Source organism: Haloarcula sp. MBLA0138 (assembly GCF_055632455.1).
On sequence record NZ_CM145746.1, the window covers coordinates 2,604,662 to 2,629,460 of the forward strand.

General features: G+C 71.3%; 29 protein-coding genes. 7 read left to right on the plus strand and 22 right to left on the minus strand.

All coding sequences use genetic code 11. The features are described from left to right. Positions 1-6 precede the first annotated feature (6 nt). Positions 7-1,098: an aminopeptidase gene (locus ACV7JO_RS13920; protein ID WP_470354009.1), complete on the plus strand. Its 1,092-nt coding sequence runs from the start codon at positions 7-9 to the stop codon at positions 1,096-1,098. Between the two features lie 24 nt (positions 1,099-1,122). On the opposite strand, the gene ACV7JO_RS13925 is transcribed toward ACV7JO_RS13920, so the two are convergent. After that, complete coding sequence (locus tag ACV7JO_RS13925) at positions 1,123-3,480, minus strand: methyl-accepting chemotaxis protein (protein ID WP_470354010.1); 2,358 nt, start codon at positions 3,478-3,480, stop codon at positions 1,123-1,125. 219 nt (positions 3,481-3,699) lie between these two features. On the opposite strand from ACV7JO_RS13925, the gene ACV7JO_RS13930 reads away from it, so the two are divergent. Next, positions 3,700-4,074, plus strand: coding sequence for a YccF domain-containing protein (locus tag ACV7JO_RS13930; protein WP_470354011.1), 375 nt, complete (start codon positions 3,700-3,702; stop codon positions 4,072-4,074). Between the two features lie 23 nt (positions 4,075-4,097). Here the strand turns inward: ACV7JO_RS13930 and ACV7JO_RS13935 are convergent, their stop codons facing one another. From ACV7JO_RS13935 to ACV7JO_RS13950, 4 genes are read right to left on the minus strand one after another with little or no spacing between them, the layout of a single operon-like run. After that, positions 4,098-5,201, minus strand: a complete 1,104-nt coding sequence (locus ACV7JO_RS13935; protein ID WP_470354012.1) for an aminotransferase class V-fold PLP-dependent enzyme — start codon at positions 5,199-5,201, stop codon at positions 4,098-4,100. 37 nt (positions 5,202-5,238) lie between these two features. Further along, positions 5,239-5,583 (minus strand): fluoride efflux transporter FluC, encoded by a 345-nt coding sequence (locus ACV7JO_RS13940; protein WP_470354013.1) that lies wholly within the window; start codon positions 5,581-5,583, stop codon positions 5,239-5,241. Further along, positions 5,580-5,981 (minus strand): CrcB family protein, encoded by a 402-nt coding sequence (locus ACV7JO_RS13945; protein ID WP_470354014.1) that lies wholly within the window; start codon positions 5,979-5,981, stop codon positions 5,580-5,582. Before ACV7JO_RS13945 ends, ACV7JO_RS13940 begins: the two co-directional genes overlap by 4 nt. Before the next feature lie 29 nt (positions 5,982-6,010). Beyond that, positions 6,011-7,093 carry an ATP-binding protein gene (locus ACV7JO_RS13950; protein ID WP_470354015.1) on the minus strand — a complete coding sequence of 361 codons (1,083 nt, stop codon included), beginning with the start codon at positions 7,091-7,093 and terminating at the stop codon, positions 6,011-6,013. A 75-nt stretch (positions 7,094-7,168) separates the two neighbouring features. Between ACV7JO_RS13950 and ACV7JO_RS13955 the strand changes: the two genes are divergently transcribed. Next, positions 7,169-7,612, plus strand: a complete 444-nt coding sequence (locus ACV7JO_RS13955) for a carboxypeptidase-like regulatory domain-containing protein (protein WP_470354016.1) — start codon at positions 7,169-7,171, stop codon at positions 7,610-7,612. On the opposite strand, the gene ACV7JO_RS13960 is transcribed toward ACV7JO_RS13955, so the two are convergent. The 3 genes from ACV7JO_RS13960 to ACV7JO_RS13970 are packed head-to-tail and all read right to left on the minus strand — an operon-like array spanning position 7,609 to position 9,659. Further along, the gene (locus ACV7JO_RS13960) at positions 7,609-8,337 is read right to left on the minus strand and encodes a protein-L-isoaspartate O-methyltransferase family protein (protein ID WP_470354017.1); all 729 of its coding nucleotides are present in this window, start codon (positions 8,335-8,337) and stop codon (positions 7,609-7,611) included. The two genes, ACV7JO_RS13955 and ACV7JO_RS13960, sit on opposite strands and share 4 nt — an antisense overlap. A gap of 43 nt (positions 8,338-8,380) precedes the next feature. Next, complete coding sequence (locus ACV7JO_RS13965; protein WP_470354018.1) at positions 8,381-9,004, minus strand: protein-L-isoaspartate(D-aspartate) O-methyltransferase; 624 nt, start codon at positions 9,002-9,004, stop codon at positions 8,381-8,383. Position 9,005: 1 nt separating this feature from the next. Then, positions 9,006-9,659 carry an HVO_0476 family zinc finger protein gene (locus tag ACV7JO_RS13970; protein ID WP_470354019.1) on the minus strand — a complete coding sequence of 218 codons (654 nt, stop codon included), beginning with the start codon at positions 9,657-9,659 and terminating at the stop codon, positions 9,006-9,008. 100 nt (positions 9,660-9,759) lie between these two features. Here ACV7JO_RS13970 and ACV7JO_RS13975 point away from each other — a divergent pair, with 100 nt between their 5' ends. Further along, the gene (locus ACV7JO_RS13975) at positions 9,760-10,176 is read left to right on the plus strand and encodes a DUF1648 domain-containing protein (protein WP_470354020.1); all 417 of its coding nucleotides are present in this window, start codon (positions 9,760-9,762) and stop codon (positions 10,174-10,176) included. Between the two features lie 66 nt (positions 10,177-10,242). On the opposite strand, the gene ACV7JO_RS13980 is transcribed toward ACV7JO_RS13975, so the two are convergent. After that, positions 10,243-11,196: an aminopeptidase gene (locus tag ACV7JO_RS13980; RefSeq protein ID WP_470354021.1), complete on the minus strand. Its 954-nt coding sequence runs from the start codon at positions 11,194-11,196 to the stop codon at positions 10,243-10,245. Between the two features lie 85 nt (positions 11,197-11,281). Here ACV7JO_RS13980 and ACV7JO_RS13985 point away from each other — a divergent pair, with 85 nt between their 5' ends. Continuing rightward, positions 11,282-11,683: a hypothetical protein gene (locus ACV7JO_RS13985; protein ID WP_470354022.1), complete on the plus strand. Its 402-nt coding sequence runs from the start codon at positions 11,282-11,284 to the stop codon at positions 11,681-11,683. A gap of 5 nt (positions 11,684-11,688) precedes the next feature. Here ACV7JO_RS13985 and ACV7JO_RS13990 read toward each other — a convergent pair whose 3' ends face one another. The 4 genes from ACV7JO_RS13990 to ACV7JO_RS14005 all read right to left on the minus strand — a co-directional run bounded on the left by ACV7JO_RS13990 (position 11,689) and on the right by ACV7JO_RS14005 (position 14,752). After that, the gene (locus tag ACV7JO_RS13990; RefSeq protein WP_470354023.1) at positions 11,689-12,351 is read right to left on the minus strand and encodes a DUF4166 domain-containing protein; all 663 of its coding nucleotides are present in this window, start codon (positions 12,349-12,351) and stop codon (positions 11,689-11,691) included. Positions 12,352-12,434: 83 nt separating this feature from the next. After that, complete coding sequence (gene thrC, locus ACV7JO_RS13995) at positions 12,435-13,688, minus strand: threonine synthase (RefSeq protein WP_470354024.1); 1,254 nt, start codon at positions 13,686-13,688, stop codon at positions 12,435-12,437. A gap of 38 nt (positions 13,689-13,726) precedes the next feature. Further along, the gene (locus ACV7JO_RS14000) at positions 13,727-14,311 is read right to left on the minus strand and encodes a DUF7504 family protein (protein ID WP_470354025.1); all 585 of its coding nucleotides are present in this window, start codon (positions 14,309-14,311) and stop codon (positions 13,727-13,729) included. Between the two features lie 57 nt (positions 14,312-14,368). Continuing rightward, complete coding sequence (locus ACV7JO_RS14005) at positions 14,369-14,752, minus strand: helix-turn-helix domain-containing protein (protein WP_470354026.1); 384 nt, start codon at positions 14,750-14,752, stop codon at positions 14,369-14,371. Between the two features lie 162 nt (positions 14,753-14,914). Here ACV7JO_RS14005 and ACV7JO_RS14010 point away from each other — a divergent pair, with 162 nt between their 5' ends. Continuing rightward, on the plus strand, positions 14,915-15,655 hold the full coding sequence (locus tag ACV7JO_RS14010) for an SDR family oxidoreductase (protein WP_470354027.1): 741 nt from the start codon (positions 14,915-14,917) through the stop codon (positions 15,653-15,655). 26 nt (positions 15,656-15,681) lie between these two features. On the opposite strand, the gene ACV7JO_RS14015 is transcribed toward ACV7JO_RS14010, so the two are convergent. After that, positions 15,682-15,864, minus strand: coding sequence for a hypothetical protein (locus ACV7JO_RS14015; RefSeq protein WP_470354028.1), 183 nt, complete (start codon positions 15,862-15,864; stop codon positions 15,682-15,684). 112 nt (positions 15,865-15,976) lie between these two features. On the opposite strand from ACV7JO_RS14015, the gene ACV7JO_RS14020 reads away from it, so the two are divergent. After that, complete coding sequence (locus ACV7JO_RS14020) at positions 15,977-16,987, plus strand: LamG-like jellyroll fold domain-containing protein (protein ID WP_470354029.1); 1,011 nt, start codon at positions 15,977-15,979, stop codon at positions 16,985-16,987. A gap of 1 nt (position 16,988) precedes the next feature. Here ACV7JO_RS14020 and argF read toward each other — a convergent pair whose 3' ends face one another. The 8 genes from argF to argH all read right to left on the minus strand — a co-directional run bounded on the left by argF (position 16,989) and on the right by argH (position 24,796). Then, positions 16,989-17,873 carry an ornithine carbamoyltransferase gene (gene argF / locus ACV7JO_RS14025; protein WP_470354030.1) on the minus strand — a complete coding sequence of 295 codons (885 nt, stop codon included), beginning with the start codon at positions 17,871-17,873 and terminating at the stop codon, positions 16,989-16,991. A 1-nt stretch (position 17,874) separates the two neighbouring features. Further along, positions 17,875-18,936 carry a [LysW]-lysine hydrolase gene (locus tag ACV7JO_RS14030; protein ID WP_470354031.1) on the minus strand — a complete coding sequence of 354 codons (1,062 nt, stop codon included), beginning with the start codon at positions 18,934-18,936 and terminating at the stop codon, positions 17,875-17,877. Continuing rightward, on the minus strand, positions 18,933-20,060 hold the full coding sequence (locus tag ACV7JO_RS14035) for an aspartate aminotransferase family protein (protein WP_470354032.1): 1,128 nt from the start codon (positions 20,058-20,060) through the stop codon (positions 18,933-18,935). Before ACV7JO_RS14035 ends, ACV7JO_RS14030 begins: the two co-directional genes overlap by 4 nt. Next, positions 20,057-20,905, minus strand: coding sequence for an acetylglutamate/acetylaminoadipate kinase (locus ACV7JO_RS14040; protein ID WP_470354033.1), 849 nt, complete (start codon positions 20,903-20,905; stop codon positions 20,057-20,059). Before ACV7JO_RS14040 ends, ACV7JO_RS14035 begins: the two co-directional genes overlap by 4 nt. Before the next feature lie 18 nt (positions 20,906-20,923). Continuing rightward, the gene (argC, locus tag ACV7JO_RS14045) at positions 20,924-21,961 is read right to left on the minus strand and encodes an N-acetyl-gamma-glutamyl-phosphate reductase (protein ID WP_470354034.1); all 1,038 of its coding nucleotides are present in this window, start codon (positions 21,959-21,961) and stop codon (positions 20,924-20,926) included. After that, the gene (locus ACV7JO_RS14050; protein ID WP_470354035.1) at positions 21,958-22,905 is read right to left on the minus strand and encodes a RimK family alpha-L-glutamate ligase; all 948 of its coding nucleotides are present in this window, start codon (positions 22,903-22,905) and stop codon (positions 21,958-21,960) included. The genes argC and ACV7JO_RS14050 overlap by 4 nt, the downstream gene beginning before the upstream one ends. Before the next feature lie 49 nt (positions 22,906-22,954). Next, positions 22,955-23,119 carry a lysine biosynthesis protein LysW gene (lysW, locus tag ACV7JO_RS14055; RefSeq protein WP_470354036.1) on the minus strand — a complete coding sequence of 55 codons (165 nt, stop codon included), beginning with the start codon at positions 23,117-23,119 and terminating at the stop codon, positions 22,955-22,957. A gap of 165 nt (positions 23,120-23,284) precedes the next feature. Beyond that, on the minus strand, positions 23,285-24,796 hold the full coding sequence (argH, locus tag ACV7JO_RS14060) for an argininosuccinate lyase (RefSeq protein WP_470354037.1): 1,512 nt from the start codon (positions 24,794-24,796) through the stop codon (positions 23,285-23,287). Between the last annotated feature and the right edge of the window lie 3 nt (positions 24,797-24,799).

A 24,799-nucleotide genomic window follows, 5' to 3' on the forward strand; every position in this document is an offset into this window, starting at 1 on the left:
TCGGATATGGACCCGCGCATCCGCGAACACGCCGAAGTCGTCGTCGACCACTCCATCGACCTCAGCGAGGGCGACGACGTGGTCATCGACGCCCACCCCGTCGCCGAGGACCTCGTCGTCGCGCTCCACGAACTCGCCGCCGACCGCGGCGCGAACCCGCTGGTCGTCCAAGAGCGACTGGGCGAGCGCTACCAGCGGGCCTTCCTCCGGAACCGCGAGTCCTTCGAGACGCCGGGGCACATCGAGGCCCTCTACGAGGCGATGGACGCCTACATCGCCGTCCGGGGCAGCGCCAACGTCACCGAGACCAGCGACGTGGCCCCCGAGACGACCGCCGCCTTCCAGCAGGCCCAACAGCCCCTCCTCGAAGAGCGGCTCTCGAAGACGTGGTGTCTCACCCAGTACCCCGCGCCAGCGAACGCCCAGTTGGCCCAACTGTCGACCGAGGGCTACGAGAACTTCGTCTGGGACGCCGTCAACAAGGACTGGGACGCGGTGCGGGCCCACCAGTCACAGATGGTCGACGTGCTGGACCCGGCCGACGAGGTCCGCATCGTCTCCGGGGAGACGACGGACGTGACGATGTCGGTCGCCGGCAACCCGACGTGCAACGACTACGGCGAGAAGAACCTCCCCGGCGGCGAGGTGTTCACCGCGCCCGTCCCCGACAGCGTCGAGGGCGAGGTGGTCTTCGACAAGCCGCTGTACCACCAAGGCCGGGAGGTGACCGACGTGTTCCTCCGGTTCGAGGACGGCCGCGTCGTCGACCACGACGCCGCCAAGAACGCCGACCTGCTGACGGAGGTGTTGAACACTGACGACGGGGCCGACCGGCTCGGCGAACTCGGCATCGGGATGAACCGCGACATCGACCGGTTCACCTACAACATGCTGTTCGACGAGAAGATGGGCGACACCGTCCACATGGCCGTCGGCCGCGCCTACGACGAGACGGTCGGCGAGGGCAATGAGCAGAACGACTCGGCGGTCCACGTCGACATGATCGTCGACATGAGCGAGGACTCGTACATCGAGGTCGACGGCGAGGTCGTCCAGCGCGACGGGACGTTCCGGTTCGAGGACGGCTTCGAGGGCTGAACGTCGACCGGCGAGCGGGCCGTCTCAGTCGTCGGACGCCTCGCCGACGGCCGTCTCGCCGTCCGCCGCCGGGTCGAACACGTCGGTGTCGCCGTGGCGCTCCGCGACGGTGAACGTGTCGAGCAGTTCCGCGAGGTCGCCGGCCCGCTCGGCCAGCGCCGCCACGTCGCCCTCCACGTCGGCCATCGCGTCGGTCTGGTCGACGGTGGCCTCGGCGACGGCGGTCGCCTCCTCGGCCGTCTCGGCGCTGATGTCCGTGACCGACTCGACTGCCGTGACGGCCTCCTGCGTCGAGGCGGCCCCCTCGTCGGTCGCGTCGCTTATCTCCCGCATCCCGTCGGTCGCGGCCTCGACGTGGTCGACGATACCGTCGAACGCGCCGAGCGCGTCGTCGACGGTGTCCTCGCCCGCCGCGACCGTCGACTGGGTGCGGTGCATCTCCGCGACGGTCCGCTCGACCTGCTCGCGCATCCGCTCGATGGAGGCGTCGATGTCGGCGGTCGCGGTCGCCGTCTCGTCGGCCAGCCCCTTCACCTCCTCGGCGACTACGGCGAACCCCTCGCCGCTGCCGTCGCCGCCGGCGTGTGCGGCCTCGATGGAGGCGTTCAGCGCCAGCATGTTCGTCTGCTCGGCGATGTCGGCGATGCGGTCGGTGACGGACTCGATGTCGTCCATCATCGCGTCGAGGGTCTCGACCTGCTCGACGCCGCGCTCGGTCGAGGCCGCTATCTCGTCGAGCGCGGCGACGGCGTCGGCGGCCGCGTCCTGCCCCTGCTGGCTGTGGTCGAGCGCCTCGTCGGCCCGGTCCCGGACCGTGTCGGCGGTGGCCGCCATCTCGTCGACGGTCTCCGAGAGCGCCGCCAACTCGTCGCCGACGCGGTCGAGTTCGTCTGCCTGTCGCTCGGCCCCGTCGGCCATCCCCTCCGCGGCGGTCCGGACCGACTCGCTTCCCTCGCGCACCGCGGCGACGGTGTCGGCCACCTCCCCGCTCGCGGCGTCGACGGCGTCGCCGAAGGCTCTGACCTCACGAATCGTCGACTCCCACTCCTCGACCACGTCGTTGTACGCGGTCGCGATCTGGACCATCGCCTCGTTGTCGGCGTCGGTCGCCATCCGCGCGGTGAGGTCGCCCTCGGCGCAGGCGGCCATCACCTCGCTGTACTCCGCGGCGCGGGCTTCGAGGCGGTCGTTCAGTTCCACTGCGTCCTCGCGGGCGGCGTCGGCGCGTTCCCGGGCCCGCTCGGCTTGGTTCCGGGCGTCCTCGGCGCGTTCCGTGGCGGCCTCGGCGTCGCGTATCTGCTCGCGCAGCGACTCGCGCATTCCGTCGAAGGCGTCGAACAGCCGGCCGATCTCGTCGGCGCGGCCCGACTCCAGTTCCACGTCGAGGTCGCCGTCGCCCAGCCGTTCGGCCGCCTCGGTCAGCCGTTCGAGCGCCGCCGCGGAGCGCCGGCCGACCGCCAGCGAGACCCCGCCGAGGACCAGCAGCGCCGACCCCAGCGTCAGGAGGAGACTCGACCCGACGGTGTTTCGCAGGCCGTAGGCGCTCGACGCCGGCACCTGCGTCACGACGGTCCAGTCGAGGCGGTCGAGCGCGGCGTAGCCAAGCACCGTCTCGTCGGCGCGCTCGAACCCGCTCGCGGCCCCGCCGCGCGCGAAGCCCGTGTCGACGCCGGCCGGGAGCGCGTCGCCGAGGACCGCGCCGCCGTCCGGTCCCAGCACCGTCGTCTCCCCGCCGTCCATCGGCTGGTGGAACGCCGCCGTCCGGCCGGAGAGGCTCGCTTCCGCGACGATGACGTGCTCGGTGTTCTGGGGTGCGGAGCTGACGAACGCCAGCACCGTCTCGTTGGCCGCCGCCGACGCGTAGGGCTGTTCGGGGACGACGACTGTGCTCGGCGTATCCGTCCGGGCGTCGAGCGCGGTGGTGTTTTGCGCCCACGGGACGCCCAGTTCGGCCAGCGTCCGCCCCTCGACGCCCGACACGGTGCTGGCCTCGACCGTGCCGTCGGCGGCCTGTACGTAGTGGACCGCAGCGAACCCCGCGGTCAAGTCCTCGGCTTCGAGGCTGAGGTAGTCCGCGACGACCGTCGGCTGTCCGTTCTGGAACTCCTTGACCGACGACAGCGTCCGGGTCTCCCGCCGGTAGCCGTCGACCCAGTTGTCCAGTCCATCGGACTGCAGCTCGGCCGACGAGACGACCCGCGACTCGACGCGGTCGTCCAGCGTCCGCGTCACGTCGACGTAGAGGACGCCCCCGATGCCGCCCGCTATCAGCGCGGCGGCCACGACCGCGACCACGAACTTCCGGACGAACCGTTCCCGGACGAACGCGGGAACGACCGCCCCGATACCGGCCCGACCCTCGAACGTGTCTCGGCTCACCATTCAGTCGGCTGTCGATATTCTCAGTACAAAAAACTGCAGTATATATAGAGTTAAATGCACCAACGTTGTCGAAATTTTCGTCCGTGTCCGAGTATCTGAAACTGAAACTGGGAGCGGAGTCGGCCGCCTATCCGACACGCCACGTCTCGGTGCCCGCCGCGTCTCGGTGCGTTCGCCGCCGACAGGACACTTATGCTCCGTGGTGCGGTAGCGATACGCATGCGCGACCAGCGCCCGCTCCCCGTCCGGGCGGCGTGGTTCCTCGCGGTCGGCTGGTGGGCGACCGGCCCGTGGCTCGTCCTCGCGTGGCTGGCGAACGCCACCGTCGTGGGGCTGCCCATCGGCGTCAAGATGATAAACCGCGTCCCGCTCGTCCTCTCGTTGAAGCGCCGCGAACACGTCTGTGCCGACGGGCGGCCGGCCCCCCAGCGCTCGCTCGCGGTCAGGGCGCTGTGGTTCCTCGCGGTCGGCTGGTGGGCCTGTGCCCTCTGGACCGCCGTCGCGGTCCTCCTCTCGGCGACCGTCGTCGGCATCCCGCTCGCGGTCTGGCTGTACAACCGCCTCCCGTTCGTGGTGTCGCTGTACGAGTACTGACCCGCTGCCAACGCGCCTGTGGGCTACAGCGCGTCTAGCAGCGCGTCCACGTCGCCGGCGTCGTTGAACGCGTGGACCGACGCCCTGACCGCGTAGGGGTCTGGCAGGTGTCGGACGACGATGCCCTCCTCGCCCAGTCGCTCGACCGTCGCCTCGGGGTCGTCCGCGGTAAACGTCACTAGCCCGGACTCGTAGCTCCGGGGGCTCAGCAGTCGGTCGCCGAGGCCGTCTTTCAGCCGGTCGGTGAGTTTCTCGACGCGGGACTGGACGGTGTCGAGTCCGACGGCCTCCACCGTCTCGACGGCCTCAGCGAGCGCGACGTAGGGCACCGGCGAGGTGGTGCCGACCTCGAACCGCCGGGCTCCGGGGTGGTACTCGTAGCCCTCGGCGTCCATCTCCGCGACGCTCCGGTAGCCGATGCGGGTCTGTCGGAGGCGGTCGTGGGCGTCCGGGTTGACGTAGAGGAACCCGCCGCCCCAGACCCCCAGTAGCCACTTGTGGCCCGCGGCAGCGACGAAGTCCGCGCCCCACTCTCGCACGTCGACTGGGTGTTGGCCGACCGACTGGACCGCGTCGACGAGTACCTGCGCGCCCGCGTCGTGGGCGATGTCGACGACCTCGCGCACGGGCAGACGCGTTCCGTGGGTCCACGTCAGCGAACTCAGGACGACCAGCCGCGCGCCCTCGACAGCCGAGCGCAGCGCGTCGGTATCGAGCCGTCCGTCGGTCGTCTCGACGACTCGCACCTCGACGCCGTGGGTGTCGGCCAGTCGGTCCCACGGCAGTGTCCCGGCCGGGTGTTCGAGGTCGGTCCGGACCACCACGTCGCCGGGCTGCCAGTCGATGGCCCCGGCCACCATGTTCACCCCGTCGGCGGTGCTGCGGGTGAACGCCACGTCTGCGGGGGCCGCGCCGACGTGTCCGGCCACTACTTCCCGCGCGGCCGCGAGCGCGTCGAAGGCGACCTGATAGGGGCCGTCGCCACAGGGGGCGTTGAAGGCGTGGCGTTCGAGGAACCCCGTCGCCGCGTCGACCACGGGCCGGGGCGTCGGCCCGCTCGCGCCCGTGTTGAAGTACGTGCAGTTGTCCAGTGCCGGTATCGACGCGCGCAACGCTGCCGGGTCCATGCCCGACCCACGGTCGGCGTGGCCTTCAGCCCTGCCACTACAGCGCCGCTCCGACCGCCCCACCGGCGGCGACGCCGACCAGCGCCGCGACCAGCGTCCCGCCGGCGTACAGCGCGGCCCGCCGGGGGTGCCCGGTCTCGGCCAGCCGGACCGCCTCGAACGCGAACGAGGAGAAGGTCGTGAACGCGCCACAGAAGCCGGTCCCCGCGACCAACAGCGCCGCCTCGCTCACCGGCGCGACGACCAGCGCGCCCAGCAGCGCGCTGCCCAGCACGTTCACCGCGAACGTGTCCCAGCGGTCTCGCTCCAGCTGCTGACCGACGAGGTGGCGCGCGAGCGCGCCGCAGGTCCCGCCCAGTCCGACGAGGACGGCGGGGTTCACGACAGCCACCTCGCAAGCAGGCGGCCCAGAACGACCCCGGCGAACCCGAGGCCGTAGTTCGCGGCGACGTTGGCGACGGCCAACTGCGGCGGCAGTCCGCTGGTCTGGACCGCGAACGTGCTGTAGGTCGTAAACGACGAGAGGAAGCCTGTCCCGACGACGAGCCGCGTCTCGGGCGAGAGGGCGTCCGCGAGGTGGGCCTCGTACAGGACGACGCCGAGCGCGACGCTCCCGAGGACGTTGACGACCAGCGTCCCGACGACACTTCCCCCGAGGGTACCCAGCGCCGGCGTCGCCCCGGCGACGGCGTCCCGGAGCACCGCCCCGACGAACCCGCCGACGGCGACCAGTACGAGCGGCTCGGCGCGGGCTAGCGGGGCGGCGTCGGTCCCGGGCATCACCGCTTGGAACGCCGAGACCGTACACGTCAGTTGCGGTTCGGTCGCGCCTCGGCGGCCGCTCGGGCGGGCTCTCGGTTGCCGCTTCCACCCGCGAGCGCCGACGCACGCGGACTCTCGCCGCCGTGGGGTGTGTGTCGCTCCCGCACCCGAACGCGGTGGACCGACTCCGTCCCGTCGTCGACGACCAGCGCCTCGCCGGCGGCCGACGGGAGCCGCTCGCCGAACGCGCCGTCGAAGTACGTCGGGTTCGTCGCCGCCAGCGCCTCGATGTCGGCCCCGCTGGTCAGCCGATGGGCGACCAGCAGGTCCGCCTGCGAGACGGCGACCGCGGGGAGCGCGCTCGGGCGCTGTGTCGCTAGCCAACAGCTCACTCCGGGCCGGCGGCCGCGGGTCAGGAGCCGGCGGAGCGGCCGGGCGGCGACGCCGTCGGTGAACGCGTGGGCCTCGTCGACCAGCAGCCACGGCAGCGACCCGACGGACTCGTCGACGCGGGCGTCGTACAGCGCCGTCGCCGTGGCGGCGAGGACGGCCCCGGCCGGCGCGGCGTCGAGGCCCGCGAGGTCGAGGACCGTCGCGCCGCCCCGACAGAGCCGCGCCGCGTCGAGGCCGTCGGGGTCGAAGACGCCCCACGACGACGCGAGCGCGAGGTGGTTGGCGGCCGCCCGCCGCGTCGGTGCGGCCGCGTCCGCCCCGTCGACCCACTCGCGCATCTCCCCCAGTGTCGCCGCGGCCGTCGCCGCGCGCCAGACCAGTCCCCCGGTCCCGCCCTGCGGGTCGACGCCGAGGATTCGACACCACTGCCGCGGACCGAGCGCGTCGGCCCGGACCCGCGGCTCCACGACCGCCGCGTCGATGTCGGCGTCGGCGAGCGGCGCGAACGCGCCCATCGGGTCCGCGACGACCGGGGCGACGCCGTCGGTCGCCGCCAGTTCTTCCACGAGGACGCCCAGCGTGTAGGTCTTGCCGCTCCCGCGCTTTCCGACGACCACCCCCGCGTGCGGGCGGTCCACGTCCATCTCGACCGCCGCGCCGCGGCTCCCGTCCCGCGCCCGGTAGTGGCCCAGCGCCGCCGTCGGCCCGCCCCCACCGTCGCGTCCGATGACGACCATACCGGCGCTGGCCCCCCGTTCGCATTTGAACGTTCGTCCGAGGGTTCAAGTGGGGGAGCGCGCCCAGACCGGCCCATGTTCGACGCCTTCCGGCGGGACGACCGCGCTATCGAGGGGCTACCGATTCGACTGGTCATCGCCCTCGTCGTCGGGGTCGCCTGCCTGAGCGTGATGATGAGTACTATCTCCGGCATCGAGACGCTACAGGTCTCCGAGGTCGACGTGGAGCCCCACCCGGAGGTGACGACGCCGGGCGCGGGGGACCTCAACGTCACCGTCGTCGACCCCGAGGGCGCGCCGGTCGCCGGCGCTACCGTCGTCGCAAAGAGCGGGACGGCCACGCTCGACTCGGTGACGACGGCCGAGACGGGGCCGACCGGCAACGCGACGCTGTCGGTGTCGCCGTCGCTCGGCGTCAATCAGCAGGAGGGAACGGTCGTCTTCGCGGTGAAACCGCCCGCGGGCAGCAGCTATCAGGACCGCCGCTCGAACACGGACCTGCTCGTCGTCGCCGGCTAGTCCCAGTCTATCCAGTCCTGTTCCCACCCGGGGCGGGACTGGGCGGCCTGTCTGGCCCGCTCGCGGTCCTCGCGGTGGGTCCGGTTGCGCTCGACGGTGTCGGCCTGTTCGCCCTCGACGAGCATCGGCCCGAAGGCGACGCTCCCGAGGCGCTCGGCGGCCCCGTCGGCGTTGACGGTCGCCAGCGTCTGCTCGGTCGCGCCGAGGGGCATCACCAGCCGCCCGTCCGACGCGAGTTGGGAGACGAGCGCCCGCGGCGGCTCGACCGCGGCGGCCTCCAGCAGGACGCGGTCGTAGGGCGCGTACTCGGGCAGCCCGTCCGCGCCGTCACGGCGGTCGACCAGCACCGCCCCGTAGCCGGCCTCCGAGAGGTTGGCCCGCGCTTCGAGCACGAGCCGCCGCGTGATGTCGACGGCCTGTACGTTCTCCGGGCCGACGTGTTCGGCCAGCACCGCCGCGGTGTAGCCCACGCCGGCCCCGACCACCAGCACGTCGTCGTCCGGCTCGGGCGACAGCGGTTCCAGCATCCGCGCGACGGTGCTGGGCGCGAGAACGCGTGTTCCGAGCCGTTCGAAGGCTCGGTCGGAGTAGGCCTGTTCCTCGCCGACGAACGGCTCGCGGGGGACCGACCGCATCGCGGCAGACAGCCACTCGCTGCGCACGACGCCCTTGCTGTCGTGCTGGAGGCTGTCGACCATGTCGTCTCGCAGTACCGCGGGGTCCATACCCCGGGTACCGGCCGGAGCTATATCAATGGCGCGCCGGCCGTCACTGCAACCGGACGAACCGCACCGCCCCGTGGCGGCTCCGGTCCAGCGAGCCGTCGGCCAGCCGGCGCGCACGGACGAGGTGCTGGCGACCGTCGCCGACCGGCGCGAGGACGACGCCCCCGGGCCGGGTCTGTTCGACGACGGCCGCCGGGAGCGACGGGGCCGCGCAGGTCAGGTACGCGCGGTCGTAGGGCGCGTGGTCGGCCCACCCTGCCTTGCCGTCGCCGACCCGGACCGACACGTCGCCGTAGCCCGTCGCCGCCAGCGTCTCGCGGGCGCGCTCGGCCAGCGCCGCGTGGTACTCGACGCTGTAGACGTTCTCGGGACCCACAAGTTCGGCCGTCACCGCGGCGTGGTAGCCACAGCCGGTGCCGACTTCCAGCACCCGGTCGCCCGGACGGAGGTCGAGCAACTCGGCCATGACGGCGACCATGTGGGGCGCGGAGATGGTCTGGCCCTCGCCGATGGGCAGCGGGTGGTCCTCGTAGGCCCTGTCGCGGCTGTCGGCGGGGACGAACTCGTGGCGCGGGACCGCGCCGACGGCATCGAGAACCCGCTCGTCGTCGACGTGGCTCTGCAGGGCGTCGACCAGCGCCGCCCGCCGGCGGGCCGGGTCGACCATCCTACCAGGCCGACCACGCGGTCGTCGACTCGTCGCGCACGTACAACCGGTTGATGTCTTTCGCCACGGCGCTGTCGCCGTCGAAGTCGAGTTTCTCGTGGTCGTAGCCGTGAGCGTCGTCGCGGATGTGGACGCCCTCGACGGTGAACTCCTCGTCGCCGAAGCCGTCGGTTTCGCCGACGACGAACTCGTAGTCGCCCGGCACCTGCAGTTTGAAGCTCTCGGTCTCGTCGTGGCGGCCGTCCTTTGGGTGCATGGTTACGTTGACCGCGACGTTCCCGACCGCGCGGGTCCAGATGGTCTCGACGGCCTCGGCCGGGCCCTCCTCCGCGCGCCCGTCGCCGGTCTCCAGACTGGTGATGCGGGCGGTCAGCACCGCCTCCTCGGTCTCCAGCAGGAACTCCTCGCCGACGGCCAGTCGCTCCCCCTCGGGCACGTCGACCTGCGCGGTGAACGACTCGCCGTCCTGCGAGACGACGACTTTCCGCTGGAGGGTGTCGTCCTCGGGGAGGGGCTCCTTGTGGACGTGGTCGCAGTCGGTACAGCGGACGGTGACCTGTCCGCCGGGCTTGAGCACCTCGTGGACGGTTTCGGCGTCCGGCGAGCAGGCCGGACAGGAGAGCGCGACGCGCTCCCCGGGTGTAGCGTCGGTCATGGGGAAGGGTTGACGGGCCGGCGGTAAATGCCCGTCGGCACGGACGCCGGCTTTTCGGCCGCTCAAAGGGCCTTTGCCGGTGGGCCGCGTACGGGGGCCCGTGTTCCGACGGACGCCAGCCGCGCGACCCTGTCTCGCTATCGCGGCCCTGACGGCGCTGGCCGGTGCCGTCGTCTGGCCGCGCCTGCCCGCCGAGATGGCGATTCACTTCTCGGCCTCGGGGACGCCCGACCGCTACGTCCCGAAGGTCGTCGCCGTCGCGCTGGGGCCGGCCGTCGCGCTCGGTACGCTCGCGGTCTTGGAGGCCGCGTTCCGCGTCGACCCGCCCGCCGACGACCGGACCGCCGGGGTCGTCGCCGTCGCCACGACGGGGCTCGTCGCGGCGCTGCACGGCCTCGTCCTCGCGTGGAACCTCGGCACCCCCGTCCCCTTCGCCCTCGTGCTGGTCGGGTCGCTGCTGTGGGCCGGCGCTATCGCCGGCTACGCGGTCCGCCGCGAGGGCGTCTCGCCGGGGTGACCGCCCTCACCGCTCCTCGCTCGGGAGGTCTACGACCTTCCCCGTTCACGGCTCGCCGGTCGCCGTTCACTTGCCGCGCGGAAGTTCCACTTCCGCGCCGTCCGCGTACACCGTCGGCTCCCGCAGAATCCCGTCCAGATGGATCGGCGCGTGGGTGTCGCCGCCGATGGCGTGGTCGTCGCCGACGGCGATGTGAACGGTCCCGCCGGCCTTCTCGTCGAGCAGGACCGACCCCACGAGGTCGGTGACGGCGACGTTGGTGCCGATGCCCAGTTCGGCGAGGTTGTAGGCGTCCCGCCCCACCTCGTCGGCGGCCGCCTCGATTTCCTCCCTGACCGCCGGGTCGTCGATGTCGGTGACGTAGCCGTCCTCGACCTCGAAGCGGAGTTCTCGCCCGTCGAGTTTCCCGTGGGGGCGCATCGTCCCGTCGACGACGAAGCTGCCCTCGGCCGTCTCGGGCGAGACGAACACCTCGCCGGCGGGGAGGTTCGACATCTCGCCGGCCTCGTGGACGATACCGGTGTCTAGCTGCCACTCGCGGCTGCCGACGCCGAACGTGATGTCGGTGCCCTGCGGGGAGGTGACCCGTATCTCCCTGGCCCCGGCGACCTGTTCGCGGACGGCCTCGCAGTGGTCGCGGATGGCCTCGTAGTCGGCGTCGAGTCCCATCAGGAACACGCCCTCGGAGATGCCCGGCAGCGTGGCGACGCGCGCGCCGGCGGCGGTGGCCTCGCTGCGGGCCTCGGTGTGGCTCAGGCTCTTGGTCGTCGGGGCCAACACCGCGTCGGCGGCCCGCATCGCGCCGGCGACGGGTGCGGGCGGCTCTTCGCCGTGCTGGTCGCCCGGCGGGTACCGCAGGAAGACGGCGTCGTCGGTTATCTCGGCGGCGACGCGGTAGAGGGCCTCGCCGATTGCCTTGCGCTCGTCGTCGGTGACGACCGCACAGGACTCCCCCGGTCGGAGGGCCAGACACTGCTCGACGGCGGTCTCTGCCGGGGCGCGAAGCGACGAATTGTCCATACCGACGGGTCGGCCCACGGGGGATTAACTGCTTGGGACGGGTGGCGACATACCGTTTATCTGCGTGGAAGTCCCACACACGGGCATGGAGATACGCGACGCCGTCGAGGCCGACGCCGGCCGGCTCGCCGAACTGGCCGACGGCCCGCCGGACGTGATGCGGAACCTCGTCCACGACCGGACGGTCAGAGTTGCGGAGAACGGCGAGGAGGCGGTGGTCGGGTTCGTGAGCTACGACGCCCGCGAGCGCACCGTTCACGTCACGCAGTTGGCCGGCTCGACCGACGCCTGCGAGCGACTGCTGACCGAGCCTATCGAGTTCGCGCGCCGGGAACGCATGCGCGTCGAACTGCTGGTCCCCGACGGCGAGGAGTCGGTGACCCACGCCGTCGAGGCGGCCGGCTTCGACTCGACCGGCAGCGGCCCGCGGTTCGACGGCCAGCCGACCACGCGCTACCGCTTGGAACCCGGTCGGGCCGAGCAGTAGCGCCGTCACCGGGGCGGGAGCGTCCCGAGGTCCGAAACCGGTCGGGGGTCGTCGGCGCCGGCGGCGTCGCCGGACTGTCCGAACGCCCCGCGGTAGCTCAGCACGTGTCCGACCAGCGCGTTCTCGACGGTGGCGGTGACGTGGTAGCGCTCGTCGCCCTCGTCGTAGCGGTCCCGGACGGTCACGTCGGCGGCCAGCGGTCCCGGGAGCGGGACGTAGCGGCCGCCGACCCGTGCCCACTGGCGGCCGCCGGCGACGACCAGCGCGCCGTCCTCGACGCGGGGACGGAGTTCGCTGACGACCCGGCCCTCGCGGCCGAGGAAGTCCAGCAGCCGCCCCCCGTCGGCGTCCCAGACGGTCACGGTGTCGAACCGGCGGGTGGTGTCGCCGAAGTCGAACTCGCGCCGGGTCGTCATGGCCTCGTGGCCGTCCTGTCGGTAGGCGACGGTCGTGACGGTGAAGGGGACGCCCGTACCCCGTTCGGGAAAGAGCATGTCCTGCGTGGTCATCGCGTACAGCGCCGGAACGACCAGCGCCCCGCGGGTGATGTCCATTCGCCCGCGTCCGACGACGGCGTCGTCGCCGGGGGCGATGTCGTAGCGGTCGTACACCTTCGGGTGGAGGTCGGCGGCCGCCGCGCCCAGCGCGCGCTCGTAGACGCCGGTCATCCGCGACTCCGCGGCCGCCCGCGTGGGTTCCGAGCGTGGAACGCGTTCATAGCCCGACTAGGGCGAGGCGAGTGAAAAAACCGTCAGTCGTCGAGGTGGTCCAGCACCGCTTCGGTCGTCCCGCCGACGGGTTCTGGCTCGTTACCGGCCTCGGCGGCGGCGTCGGGGTCTTTCAGCAGGTGGCCGGTCGTGAGACAGACCACGGACTCGTCGGCGTCGACGACGCCCTCCTCCCGGAGCTTTCGCAGGCCCGCGACGGAGGCGGCGGAGGCGGGTTCGACGCCGACGCCCTCGCCGGCGAGGTCGCGCTGGGCCGCCGTAATCGCCTCGTCGGAGACGGCGACGGCGGTGCCGCCCGTCTGTCGGATGCCGGGCAGGGCCTTCGCGGCGTTGACCGGGTTGCCGATGCGGATAGCCGTCGCGCGGGTCTCGACCTCGTCCCAGCGGCGGGTGTCGTCGGCGCCGTCCTCGATGGCCTCGACCATCGGGGCCGCGCCCGCGGCTTGGACGCCGGTGAGCTTGGGCACCTCGTCGTCGGTGATGGCACCGGCCTTGACGAGTTCGCGGAAACACTTGTACAGCGCCGCGGTGTTGCCGGCGTTGCCGACCGGCAGGACGATGCGGTCGGGGTACTCGCCGTTGTCGGCGTGGAACTCCTCCATGATTTCGAGGCCGATGGTCTTCTGGCCCTCCAAGCGGAAGGGGTTCAGCGAGTTCAGGAGGTACGCCTCGCCGCGGCCGGCGAGGTCCTGCACGATGTCCAGACACACGTCGAAGTTGCCGTCGACTTCGAGGATGCGCGCGCGGTGCAGCGACGCTTGGGCTATCTTGCCGGCCGCGACCTTCCCGGCCGGCAGGAGGACGAGCGTCTCCATCCCGCCGCGGGCACCGTAGGCCGCCAGCGCCGCCGAGGTGTTGCCCGTCGAGGCACAGGCCAGCCGGTCGACGCCGACCGCCTGCGCGACGCGGACGCCGACGGTCATCCCGCGGTCCTTGAACGAGCCGGTGGGGTTCATCCCCTCGTGTTTCACGCGGAGCGCGTCGACGCCGATGTCCTCTTTCAGCCGCGGGACCCGGTGCAGCGGCGTGTCGCCCTCGGGGAGCGAGACCCCCTCGTCGAAGGGCAGCGCGTCGCTGTAGCGCCAGACACCACGGCCCTCGAAGTCGTCGAACGTCGGCAGGTCGGCGTAGCGGGCCTCCAGCAGGCCGTCGCAGTCGTCGCAGGTGTACCGGACCGCCTCGAACGGGGCGAACGTCTCGCCGCACTCGATGCAGGCCAGCCAGACGCCGTCGGCGGCGGCGTCGGGCACGTCGTCGGTGAGTTGCAGGTCGGCCATTGGCGGAGCCTCGGCCCGGGCGGGCAAAAGTCGGACGGTTACGGGTCGGCCTCGGCGGGTTCCGAGCGCGCGTCGACGACGGCGTCGACCCGCTCGGTCAGCGCGTCGAGCGTCTCCCGGCTGTGTGCTCCCGGGTCGGCGTGGAAGTGCGCGACGCCGTCGACGGCCGTGACGCGGCGGGCGACGGCGTCGAGGAACCGGCAGGCCGTGTCGCGGTCGACGTACTGGAGTAGCGCCGTCACCGACCGGAAACAGAGCGCGGGCTGGCTCCCCGGCTGGTCTTCGAGGGCCTCCGTGACGACGACGCCGAGGCGGGTGAGGTTCGTCGCCCGGTCGACGGACTCGACGCGGAGCCACGGCGGGCCGGCGTCCTCGACCGACTCCTGCCCGACGGTGACGAGGACGACGCTGTCGGGGAGTTCGTCGGCGTGACGCCGCCAGACGGCGACGCGTTTGGCCGGCGACTGCGCGAAGGTGACGCCGACGAGGCGGTCGCCGGCGGCGCGGCCGTGGTCGACCAGCGAGAGGCACTGGCGACCGTCGGCGGGGCGGAGGGCGGGCGCGAGCAACAGGACGGCGTCGGCGTCCGCGGGAGCCGTCCCGTCGGCGGGCGTCGGAGGCATACGGGCTCAGTAGATGTAATCTGTCCGACCTTATCACTCCTCGGGTCGACGGTGTCCTCAAGCCGTCTCGTCGCCGAACGCGTCGATGCGGTCGTGGACGGCCGCCGCCCACGCGTCCAGGCTCTCGTGCATCAGTTCGCGGGTCTCCGAAAGCGGTGTGGCGGTGTACTGGTAGACGTGGCCGCCGCCGTCGAGCAGGCGGCGCTCGCGGGTCGCTAGCCCCTTCTCCCGGAGCGTCGACAGCGACCGGTTGACGTTCGAGCGGTCGCGGTCGAGTTCGGCCGCGAGTTCCGCGACGGTGCTGTCGGGGCTGTCGAGCAGCGCCCGGTAGGTCCGTACCTCGTGGGACTGGACGCCGAAGACACAGGCCAGCACGTCCTCCAGTCCCGGCTCCTCGTCGACCAGCCCGCGGAACCGGTCGGCGGCGGTGTCGATAGCCATACGAGCGCCTATGCGGGGACGACGCATAAACGGGTGAGTTACCCCAGACGCACCCGGTGAGACCAATGTCACTTGCTGCTGTCGGTCGATAATTCGGCGGTACCGTGTAACGTGGTTTCACCTGACACAACACCTTTGCCAGTCTCCCCCGACCGTTCGTGCATGGCGACACGGCTTGCCGACGAGACGGTACTGGTCACGGGCGCGAGTTCCGGCATCGGCGCGGCGACGGTGCGGCGCGCGGCCGCCGGTGGGGCGGACGTGGCGCTGCTCGCCCGCCGCGAACAGCGACTCGACGCGCTGGCCGAGGAGGTGGCCGACGACCACGGCGTCGAGACCCACGTCGTCCCGGCCGACGTGAGCGACCCGGCGCAGGTCGCCGCCGCCGTCGAGTCGACGGTCGAGGAACTGGGCTCGCTGAGCGGCGTCGTCGTCAACGCCGGCCTCGGGCGGGGCGACGATGTCGAGACGATGACCGACGACGACTACCGGGCGATGCTGGACGTGAACGTCGACGGCGCGTTCTACACCGCTCGGGAGTCGCTGCCTCACCTCCGGGCGGCCACGGGCGTCCTCGTCTTCGTCGGAAGCTTCGCCGGCCAGTACCCCCGGCCGTTCAACCCCGTCTACGCCGCGACGAAGTGGTGGGTCCGCGGGTTCGCCATGAGTCTGGCCGCACAGGTCGGCGGCGACGAAGTGGGCGTCAGCGTCGTCAACCCCACCGAGGTCCGCTCGGAGTTCGGCAGCGAGGAGGGCGACCCCTTCACCGAGCGCTTCGACCCCGGCGAGGTGACCGAACCCGCCGAGGTGGCCGACGCCATCGCCTTCGCGCTCGCACAGGAGCCACCGACGGCGGTCAACGAACTCGACGTCTACCGCCGGGACAAGTTCGCCGGGTTCTGAGCGGCGACCCCTCTCCTCCCGGCACGTCAGTCGTCCGCCCCGGCGCGTGCGGCGCGGACCGCGTACCGAACGCCCAGCAACACGGCCGTCGCCACACCCATCGCCACGTTGCCTTCGATGGCCGGCACGGCGGCGTGTACCCCCCACGTGAGCGCGACGAGCAGGAGGGCCGCGACGAGCCACCGTCCCGCCGTCGCTGTCGACGCCATCCCGGTGAGCGGACGGCGCGCCCGGAGTTAACGGTTCGCGTGCCGCTTCCGCTTCCGGCTCACGACGTGAGTTCGAACGAGCGCTTTTATTCGCTCGCGTAAACCGGTCGCTGTGAAGCTGACCGGTCGCCAGCGCGGGTCCTCGCCACTCGTCGGGAACCTCCTGCTCGTCGCCGTCGTCGTGGTGCTCGGGGTCGTGTTGACCACGCTCTCGTTCGCCTTTCTCGACGGGTTGGCCGCGCCGACGGCCGACGCCAGTTTCGAGTACGAGTCGACCCCCGCGGGGCTGTCGATGACGCCGCGGGCGCTGGGGACCGACGTGACCGTCCAGCTGAACGGCCGGCAGGTGGCGACCTTCGAGGCCGACGCGGCCGGCCAGTCGACGCTGTTGCCGACCGCGCCGGGGGACCGAATCACGGTCGTCTCCGCCGACGGGGACAAGAGCGTCCTCGTCGACCGGACGGTCGACGAGCGCTCGTCGGTCGGCGACTTCATCGCCTACTACACCTTCGGGAGCCGGACCGGCGGCACCGTCACCGACCGGTCGGGCAACGGCAACGACGGGACGCTGGAGAGCGACGGCGGCGACCCGCCGACGTGGGCGGGCTGTGGCCTCCGGTTCGACGGCAGCGACGACTACGTCTCCGTCGAGGACATCGACGCGCCGACAGACGACGTCGAGGCCTTTACCGTCGCCGTGACCTACCGACAGACGGGCAACGACGGCGGCGTCAACCAACTCGTCGAACACCAGTACCGGAGCGGCGGCGACGAGTGGTTCCTCGAAACCACCGACAGCGGGGCCGGCAGCTACGGGGTCGACTACGCGGTGCAGTTCCCGGACCAAGTGGTCTCGTCGGGTTCGTCCTACGGCTTCGGCGAGACGCACGTCGCGGTCGGCACCTACGACGGCGACAGCGGCACCTACGAACTCTACGTCGACGGCGAACTGCAACGGCAGGGGTCACACTCCCGCCCGGTCAACATGGGCGACATGCGAATCGGCCGGGACTTCGAGTCCCGGAACCAGTACCTCGCCGGCAGCGTCTGCGAGCTACGGCTCTACTACACGGCCTTCGACGAGAGACAGGTCGAGACGGTGACCGCGGCGATGCGGGACTGAGCTACTGCTCGGCCAGCCACGCCAGCAGCCCCTTCTGTGCGTGCATCCGGTTCTCGGCCTGCTGCCAGACGACGGCGTTGTCGGCCTCGATGGTCGCGTCGGTGACCTCCTCGCCGCGGTGGGCGGGCAGACAGTGCATGAACGCCCGGTCGCCCAGCAGGCCGGGCGTGACCTGAAACCCCTCGAAGTCGGCGAGTTTCTGCTCGCGCTTGTCCTCTTGGCCCATGCTGACCCACACGTCGGTGTAGACCACGTCGGCGTCGGCGACCGCGGCCGCTGGGTCGTCGGTCAGCTCCGGCGCGCCGCCGTGGTCGGCCGCGCGGTCGTACACGTCGTCGCTGATGCCGTACCCCTCGGGCGTGGCGACGGTGAGGTCGAGGCCGGCCATGGCCGCGCCGACGACGAAGGACTGACAGACGTTGTTGCCGTCGCCGACCCACGCCACGTCGGCGTCGAACCCGCCGAAGTGCTCGCGGATGGTCAGCAGGTCGGCGAGCGTCTGGCAGGGGTGGGCGTCGTCGGTGAGGCCGTTGATGACCGGCACGTCGGCGTAGGCGGCCAGTTCCTCCACGTCGGCGTGGTCGAAGACCCGGGCCATCAGCACGTCGACGTACCGCGAGAGCGCCCGCGAGGTGTCCTTGACCGGTTCGCCGTGGCCCAGATGGATGTCGTCGGGGCCGAGGAAGACGGCGTGGCCGCCCAGTTGGGTCATCCCCGTCTCGAAGGAGACTCGCGTCCGGGTCGACGGCTTCTCGAATATCATCCCCAGCGTCCGCTGGTCCAGCAGGGCCTCGTGGGCCGCCGGGTCGGCCTTGATTTCGGCCGCGCGGTCCAACACCGCAGTCAGTTCCTCGGTCGTGAGGTCGTCGATGTCCAGTAGGTCCATCTTAGTCCTCCAGCAGGCGGGCGGTGGCGTCCTCGAGGACGCCGACGGCGCGGTCGTACTCGTCGAGGCGGATGTGCTCGTCGGGCGCGTGGTCGAGGTCGGAGTCGCCGGGGCCGTAGGTGACCATCGGGCAGTCCCACGCCTTCGCGTAGACGTTCATGTCGCTGGTCCCGGTCTTACGCAGCATGTGCGGGTCGCCGCCGCGGCCGCGGATGGCCGCCCGGAACGCGCGGGCGACGCTGGTCCGGGGGCTCTGCATCACGGGTTCGACCTTGTCGTCCCAGTTGACGGTCCCGTTGGCCAGATAGCCGTCGGCTATCTCCCGTATCTCGCTCGTGGTGTACTCCGGGGGGACCCGCAGTTGCACGTCCATCGTCGTCTCGACGCTCAGCCCGTCCTCGGAGATGCCGCCGTCGAAGGAGACGGGCTTGCAGGTCACGCGCTCGAAGACCGGGACCCAGTCGTCGGGGTCGAACTCGTCCTCGACGGCCGACCACCAGTCGATGCCGTCCTGAATGGCGTTGTTCTCCGGGCGCGAGGAGTGGCCGGACTCGCTGGTGGCGACGTACGTGCCCGCCAGCAGCCCACGGTAGCCCAGCGTGATGCCCTCCCAGCCGGAGGGCTCGCCGTTGACGACGGCGTCGGGCGCGGTCTCGCGGTCCTCGACGAGGTAGCGCCCGCCCTTAGAGTCGACTTCCTCGCCGACGACGCCGACGAAGGAGGCCCCGGTGCGGACGGCGGCGACGGCCATCGAACACAGCGGCCCCTTCGCGTCGACGGAGCCCCGACCCCACAACACGTCGCCCTCGTCGGTCTCCTCGATTCGTACCGGGATGTCGCCCGGCACGGTGTCGATGTGGGAGGTCAGCAACACGCCGTCGTCGGCCGGCGCGCGGACGTTTCCCACCTCGTCTATCCAGACCTCGCGGTCGTTGGCCTCGAAGAAGTCCGCCAGCCGCCGGGCGGCCTCGCGCTCGTTCCGGGTGACCGAAGGGATGCGGACGACGTCTTCCAGCAGGTTCCGGGCCTCGGCGTCGGTCCCGCGGGCCGTGGCTTCGCTCATCCCACCACCTCCGCCACGGCGTCGACGACGGCGTCGGCGTGGCTCTCGTCGATGGTCAGCGGCGGGAGCAGGCGCACGACGGTCCGGCCGGCCGGCAGCGCGAGTACCTGATGGTTCAGCGCCAACTGCTTCAGCGCCTTGTTCGCGCCGCGGCCGACCTCGACGCCTATCATCAGCCCCTCGCCGCGGACTTCCCGGACCGCGTCGCCGACGGCGGCCTCCAGTTCCGTCAGGAGGTAGTCGCCCATCGCCGCGGCGTTGTCGGGCACCGACTCCTCGACGACCGTCGAGACGGTCGCCCCCGCGGCCGCCGAGATGACCGGGCCGCCGGAGAACGTCGAGGCGTGGGAGCCGTACTCCTCGGCTATCCAGTCCCGACACAGCGTCGCGCCGACCGGGAGGCCGTTGCCGAGCCCCTTGGCCGCGGTTATCATGTCCGGGGCGACGCCGGCCCGCTGGGAGTTCCACAGCGCGCCGGTCCGGCCCATCCCGGTCTGGACCTCGTCGAAGACGAGGGCCGCGCCGGCCTCGGCGGTTATCTCGCGAGCCGCTTCGAGGTAGTCGCCGCTCGCGGGGTTGATGCCGCCCTCGCCTTGGACGGGTTCGACGATGAACGCTGCCGTCTCGTCGTCGACGGCCTCGGCCAGCGCCTCGCTATCGTCGTAGGGGACGAACTCCACGTCGCCGATGAGGGGCTCGTAGGGCTTCTTGTACTTGTCCTTCCACGTCGTCGCCAGCGCCCCCATCGTCCGGCCGTGAAAGCCCTGCATCGTCGCCACTATCTTCGAGTTGCCGGTGGCCGAGCGGGCGAACTTCAGCGCCGCCTCGTTGGCCTCGGTCCCGGAGTTACAGAGCCACACCTTCGAGAGCGGGTCCGGGGCCGTCTCGGCGAGCAGGTCGTACAGCGCCGTCCGCTCGGCGTTGGGGTACGACGCCTGCACGTAGGTGATGCGTTCCAGTTGCTCGGCGACGGCCGACTGCACCGCCGGGTGGCCGTGCCCGAGGGGGACACAGGCGTAGGACGCGCCCATGTCGAGGTACTCCGTGCCGCCGTCGTCGTAGACGTAGGCACCGTCGCCGCGTTCGATTCGGATGGGTTTCTCGTTGAAGACGAATCCGCTCATGTTTGCTCCTCCGTGGTGTGTTCGAGCGCGCTGTCGTGGACGTGGGTCCCGTCGCCGTCGAGCGCCGAGCGGACGGGGGCGTCGGCGTTGGCGTCGGCCACCACCGCCTCGGGCGCGCCGCCCGCGATGGCCTCCTCGACGGCCATGACCTTCCGGCCCATGAACCCCTCGGCGGCGTCTTCGAGGGCGTCCCAGTCGGCCGCCGTCTCGACGGACTCGATGAGCGTCGCGGGGTCGTCCGGGTCCGCGTAGACGCCCGCAACGTCGGTCAGCAGGACCAGCGTCGCGTCGAGTTCGGCGGCGATTGCGGCGGCCGAGCGGTCGGCGTCGGTGTTCACCGGCACGATTCCGTCGTCGTCGCTCCCGGCCATCGGCGGCGCGGCGACGGGGGTGTAGCCGTCGGCCAGCAGCGTCTCCAGCAGGTCGCCGTTGACCCGCTTGATGCTCCCCGAGTGGTCGCCGCGCCGTATCTTTCGCTTGCCGTCCTCGACGACCCGGACCGCCGACTTGCGCGGGCCGTACAGCAGCTTCCCGTCGACCCCGCTCAGCCCGACGGCGTCGACCCCCTCGCTCTGGAGGCCCGCCACGAGCTGGGTGTTGAGGTGGCCGAAGGCCATCTCGAACACCTCCATCGTCGTCTCGTCGGTGAACCGGCCGACGACGCCGCTTGGCGTCTCGACGTACTCGGGCTCGATGCCCAGTCGCTCCAGCGTCTCGTCGACTTTCGTCGAGCCGCCGTGGACGACCACGACGTCCTCGCCGTCGTCCGCTAACGTTGCCACATCCGCGAGCGCCCCCGCCGGGTCAACGGCGCGAGCGCCACCGACTTTGATAACGACAGTCATGGAAAATCACTCCAAGTGTTACGGCGCGCCGACGGGGTGGAGCCCTTGGAACTCCAACCCCGCCGTCTCCTCGATGCCGAGCGCGACGTTGGCGGCGTGGACCGCCTGCCCCGCCGAGCCCTTCATCATGTTGTCGATGGCCGAGAACACGACCAGCCGCTTGTTGCCGGGGTCGAGTTCGAAGCCGACCTCCGCCCTGTTCGTCCCGGCGACGGCCTTGGGCTCGGGGTAGCGGTAGACGCCGCCCCCGCCCGCGACCAGTTCGACGAACGGTTCGTCCTCGTAGCTGCCCCGGTAGGCGCTCCAGAGGTCGCCCTTCGAGACGGGGCCGTCGGGGAAGACGTGACAGGTCGCGCTCGCGCCCCGCGTCATCTCCACCGCGTGGACGGTGAAAGAGACGTCGACGCCGAGGAACTGCTGAATCTCGGCCTCGTGGCGGTGGCCCGTCGGCGCGTACGGGCGGACGACGCCCGAGCGCTCGGGGTGGCTGGAGGCCTCGCCGCCGCCGGCTCCGCCCTCGCTGGAGCCGACCTTCACGTCGACGACGACCTGCTCGTCGCCGCTCAGAACGTCGGCCTCGAACAGCGGGAGCAGCCCCAAGATGGTCGCCGTGGCGTTACAGCCACCGGAGGCGACGAGGTCCGCGCCCGCGAGGTTCTCGCGGTTGAGTTCCGGTAGTGCGTACTCGCTCTCGGCGAGCAGTTCCGGGCGCGCGTGCCCGTCGTACCACTCGTCGTACTGCGCCTCCGTGTCGAGGCGGAAGTCGGCCGAGAGGTCGACGACAGTGTCAGCGGCCTCTTGGAACCGGTCTATCTGCTCCATCGAGACGCCGTGGGGCGTCGCGGCGAACAGGGCGTCGACCGACTCCAGTTCCTCGGGCGAGGAAAAGCGCAGGTCCGTGTGCCGGAGGTTGGGGTGTTGGTGGCCGACGGTCTTGTTGGCCTTCGAGCGGCTGGTGGCCTGAACGAGTTCGAACTCGGGGTGGCCGTCCAGCAGGCGGAGCAGTTCCCCGCCGGTGAAGCCGGTGCCGCCGACGACGCTGGCCGTGTAAGTCATGCGGTGACCTCCGCGTCGCTCTCGCTCGCCGCCTTCGATTCGAGCCAATCGACGACCGCGCTCGGCACGTCCACGTCGGCGACCTCGTTCAGCGCCTTGAACTCGACGGTGTGGTTGACCTCGTGGACGGTGTAGTCCTCGAAGTCGCCGGTCTCGTCTCGCGGCTCGTCGCCGCTCGACGTGTCCGAGGCGCTTTGCGCCTCGCTCTCCTCGTAGCCGACCTCCATGAGGTCGATGCCGAGCAACCCGCCGCCGACCGCGTCGGAGGCCTTCTCGACGAGTTCCAGCGCGCGGTCGTCCAGTTCGAAGGTGTCAGTCTCCGCGCCCTTCGCGGCGTTGGTGAGCCAGTGGTCCGAGGAGCGGACCATCGCCGCGACGGGGTCGCCGTCGACGGCCAGCACGCGGATGTCCCGGCCGGGCTTGTCGACGAACTCCTGCACGTAGAATATCTTGTGCTCGTAGTGGCCGAGCGTCTCCTTGTGCTCCAGTATCGCCTCGGCGGCGTCGCGGGAGTCTATCTTCGCCATCAGCCGGCCCCACGAGCCGACGACGGGCTTGAGGACGCAGGGGTAGCCGAACTCCTCGATGGATTCGAGCGCGGCGTCCTTGGTGAAGGCCACGTCCGTGTTCGGCGTCGGGACGCCCGCGGCTTCGAGCGCGAGGCTGTTCTCGACCTTGTCCGCACACGTCGCGGCGACTTCGGGGCCGTTGACGACCGGCACGTCGTAGGCCGCGGCGAACTTCGTCGCGTAGACGCTGCGGGAGGTCGCCAGACAGCGGTCGACGACGATGTCCACGTCGTCGAACGCCGCTGGAGCCTCGTCGATGTTGAACTGCTGTTTGCGTACGTCTATCTTCTCGATGTCGTGGTCACGGTCGCGTAGCTCCGAGAGCAAGAGCTTCTCGTCCCGGCGGATACGCGAGTAGAGGAGTCCGACTTTCATGTGTTGTATTGTGGCACGCGTCCGGTCGTCGGCCGCGCCGCCGCGGGGCTCACTCGCCCCAGTCCTCTTCGAGCTCGGGCGCGCTGTCGAGCTCGACGGGGTCGTCGGCGACGACTTCCAGCTCGGCACCGCAGGTCGCACAGTCGACAATCTCTCCGACTTCGAGGTCGTCGTGCAGGGACACCTCGGCCCCGCACTCGATGCAGTCTGCCATTGTAGCTCCCACTCGTCGGCCTACCCACTTAAACGCTTCGAACCTATCAGAATAAAATAGTAACGCACACTACGTCCTAACGGAGTTTGAGAGGCTTTTCCGGGTCGCCGAGACTTTCAATATCAGGTATCTGGTAGTATGTCCCCTCGCGGGGTTGGTCGGAGCCTACACATAGCGGTCGACCTCCGTCTGGAGCCGCTCTGTGGCCCGCTCGACGGCGTCTCGACGGTCGGCGGCGTCTTCGCGGTGTGCCGACAGCGCCTCTTCGGCCGCTGACACCTGCTCCGCGACGGCAGCGGGCGCGGGACCGCCCCGGGAGTCGCGCATCGCCACGCTCTCGGCGGGGTCCAGCGCGGCTTCGACGGCCTCGCGGTCGACGTGCGCCGAGAGGGGGTCGCTCAGCACGTCCTCGGCGGCGGCCGACAGTGCCGCGTAGTCGGGCACGGCCGCGTCGTCGTCGAGGGCCGCGGCCGCCTCGGCCACCACCTCGTGGGCGGTGCGGAACGGGACGCCGGCCATCGCCAGCAGGTCCGCCACGCCCGTCGCGGTGGCGAACCCGTCGGCGGCGGCCGCTTCGAGCCGGTCGGCGGGCCAGTCGGCGGTGGCGACGGCCCCCGCGGCCACTGCGACGCTCTCGGTGACGCTGTCGATGGCGTCCCACGCGTGGCCGCCGGCCCGCTGGAGGTCGCGGTTGTACGCCCGGGGCTGGCCCTTGAGGTTGGTCAGCAGACCGTTCAGCCCGGCGGTCGCGTCGCCGGCCCGTCCCCGGACCAGCTCCAGCGTGTCCGGGTTCTTCTTCTGGGGCATGATGGAACTCGTCGAGGCGTAGTCGTCGTCGAGTTCGACGTGGCCCTTCGAAGCCATCACGATTACGTCCTCGGCCAGCCCCGACAGCGTCGTCGCCAGCGTCGCGACGGCGCTGGTCACCTCGACGAGGAAGTCCCGCGCCGCCGAGGCGTCCATCGAGTTCTCGACGACGCCGTCGAACCCGAGCAGTTCGGCGGTGCGCTCGCGGTCCACGTCGAAGGGGGTGCCGGCGAACGCGGCCGCCCCAAGCGGGTTCTCGTTGACGCGCCCGTAGGCGTCCAGCAGGCGCGCGGTGTCGCGCTGCAGCGCCTGCTCGTAGGACAGCACCCAGTGGGCGACCGTGGTCGGCTGGGCCGGCTGGAGGTGCGTGTACCCGGGCATCACGGTCTCCGCCTCCGCGCGGGCCACGTCGAGCAGCCGCTCGCGGGCCTCGACCAGCGTCTCGACGAGTTCGAGTACGTCCGCCCGCAGGCGGTAGCGGATGCAGGCCGCCACCTCGTCGTTGCGCGAGCGGGCGGTGTGCATCTTCCCGCCCGCGGGGCCGACACGGTCGATGACCGCGCTCTCGATGGCCTCGTGGACGTCCTCGCCGTCGGGCAGCGCGTCGTGGCCCGCCGCTTCGACATCGTCCAGCGCGGCCAGAATCTCGCCGGCCGTTCCGCCCTCGACGACGCCCTGCTCGGCGAGCATCACGACGTGGGCGCGGTCGACGGCGAGGTCCGCGGCGAAGATGCGCTCGTCGTCGGCGAGCGAGGAGAGGAACGACCGGGCGGGGCCGCCGCCGAAGCGGTCCCGGCGGACGACTGTCTCGTCGCCGTCACCACCGCTCGGCGTCGAGGCGGACTCCGTCTCGCTGTCGTCCCCCGCCATCGC